The organism is Luteibacter sp. P4_E6 (assembly GCF_056401535.1).
This window is the reverse complement of the sequence record NZ_JBFUJE010000695.1, coordinates 1-1,742: the sequence shown is the minus strand read 5'-3', so window position 1 is coordinate 1,742 and position 1,742 is coordinate 1. Positions and strand designations below refer to the sequence as shown.

Below are 1,742 nucleotides of genomic sequence, written 5' to 3'. Positions count from 1 at the left end.
TTCCGGCGCACCCGGGAACGTGGACAGGAACCATAGCAACACGGTCAGCGCGAGGATGATGCCGCCGACGCGCTTGAGGAAGATCAGCGCGCGCTCCCACAGACCCAGCGCGATATCGCGCACGTTGGGCAGGCGGTACGAGGGCAGCTCCATGATCAGCGCGTGCTCGCTCTTGTCCTTGCGCAGGCGCTTCATCACGAAGGCCACGCCAAGCGCACTGAAGATGCCCGCGAAATACAGCGCGAACAGCACGACGCCCTGCAGGTTGAACACGCCCCACACCGCGCGATCGGGAATGAAGGCGGCAATCAACAGCGTGTACACGGGAAGGCGCGCCGAGCACGTCATCAGCGGTGCGACGAGGATCGTGGTGAGGCGGTCGCGTGGATCCTGGATGCTACGCGTGGCCATGATGCCGGGGATCGCGCAGGCGAAGCTCGAGAGCAAGGGGATGAACGCCCTGCCCGTCAGGCCCACGCGAAACATCATCTTGTCGAGCAGGAATGCGGCGCGCGGCAGGTAGCCGGATTCTTCGAGCACGAGGATGAACAGGAAGAGGATCAGGATCTGCGGCAGGAAGACGAGCACGGCGCCGAGGCCGGCGAACACGCCGTCGTTGAGCAGGCTGTGCAACGCGCTGTCACCGGGAAGGAACCCTGTCACCCAGGCGCCGAGGCCGGTGATACCGGCCTGGATACCGTCCATCACCGGTTGCGCCCACGAGAACACCGCCTGGAAGATGAAGAACATCAGCGTGGCGAGGATCAACAGGCCGAATACCGGATGCAACGCCCAGCGATCGATGGCGTCGTCGATGGCCGCGGTATCACGCGGCAACGTCACCGTCTCGGCCAGGATCGAACGCACCTCGGCATGCAGCTGTTCGATGCTGGCGTTGTCGAAGGCAGTAGGAACGATCGTGGGGATGGAGGCGTCGATACGCTCGATCAGCGCCTGAGCGCCGCCACGCTTGATCGCAATGGTCTCGACCACGGGCACGCCGAGCCGGCGCGAAAGCCCTTCGACATCGATGACCATGCCGCGACGACGCGCGGCATCCATCATGTTGAGCGCGAGCACGACCGGGCGGCCGAGACGACGCACTTCAAGCACGAAGCGCAGGTGCAGGCGGAGGTTGGTCGCGTCTGCCACGCAAACGATCAGATCCGGCGCGGCTTCGCCCGGATAACGACCGTGGCAGACGTCGCGGGTGATCGCTTCGTCGGGGCTGGTCGCATCGAAACTGTAGGCACCCGGCAGGTCGAGCACGTGCAGCGTGCGTCCGGAGGGCGCGATGAAACGGCCTTCCTTGCGCTCGACGGTGACGCCGGCGTAGTTGGCAACCTTCTGGCGTCCGCCGGTGAGCTGGTTGAACAGAGCGGTCTTGCCGCAGTTCGGGTTGCCGACCAGGGCGATGCGCATGGATGCCGCGCTCATGCGGTGCCGTCCACGGATACATCCACCCGAGCCGCTTCGGTCTTGCGCAGCGCGAACCGCGTCGAACCGATCTGGATCAGGAGGGGATCGCCACCGAGCGGGCCTCGGGCGACCAGGCGGACCGGTTCGCCCGACACAAAGCCGAGATCGCGCAGGCGCTGGGCGATCGGATCGGCAGGGTGAGCATCTGTAACGGTCTGGACCACGGCATTTGCACCTTTCGGTGCTTCTGAGAGGCGCAACGGGGCATACTCAAATAAGAACTGTTCGCATTGTACGCCTGTCGCTATTGCCCTGCACAGAAG

Annotated in this window: 2 protein-coding genes; both read right to left on the bottom strand. The window is 64.8% G+C overall.

Annotated elements, in window-relative coordinates; all coding sequences use genetic code 11:
- Window positions 1–1,437, bottom strand: a 1,437-nt coding sequence (feoB, locus tag AC1DT2_RS22505; RefSeq protein WP_477298858.1) for a ferrous iron transporter B, incomplete at its 3' end; no start/stop codon positions are given.
- The gene (locus tag AC1DT2_RS22500) at window positions 1,434–1,679 is read right to left on the bottom strand and encodes a FeoA family protein (RefSeq protein ID WP_477298860.1); all 246 of its coding nucleotides are present in this window, start codon (window positions 1,677–1,679) and stop codon (window positions 1,434–1,436) included. The genes feoB and AC1DT2_RS22500, both read right to left, overlap by 4 nt.
- Window positions 1,680–1,742: the final 63 nt, after the last annotated feature.